This is a genomic window from Alkalibacterium sp. m-11 (assembly GCF_054658155.1).
In genome coordinates, this window is sequence record NZ_BAAGIR010000394.1 from 1 (window position 1) to 382 (window position 382).

Genomic DNA, 382 nt, shown 5'->3' on the forward strand with positions numbered 1-382 from the left:
AAAGCAATTTTGTAGTAATTTATCCATCCTACTGTCACTCGGTTAATATCTGTCACAATGTCTTTAAAACTCCCTGGCCGATTTCTTCGAGTAAGCTTCTTCAACTTTTCACGGAAACGTTGTTTAGGGGCTGGGAAATAACTAGCTGAATTAGAAGACACCGTCAAATATAGGAAAAATGATCCTTGATTTGACGGTGTTTTTAATTACTCAGATTTATAAATTATTACTAAAAGGTGACTTTTTTCCCATCCCCAACCTACTTTCCCATGTGATTATATAAATGAAACCCAAGAAACTTTGACTTTGTGGCTGTAGTCACTCGACTCTTCTCTTTATTGACGGTCAATCGTAAATCTTCTTCGATAAATTTGGTGATGCT

Annotated in this window: 1 protein-coding gene; it reads right to left on the reverse strand. The window is 35.9% G+C overall.

Annotated features, from left to right (window positions below; translation table 11 throughout):
* Positions 1–161, reverse strand: a 161-nt coding sequence (locus ACYQ2O_RS12930; RefSeq protein WP_459796801.1) for a group II intron maturase-specific domain-containing protein, incomplete at its 3' end; no start/stop codon positions are given.
* Between the last annotated feature and the right edge of the window lie 221 nt (positions 162–382).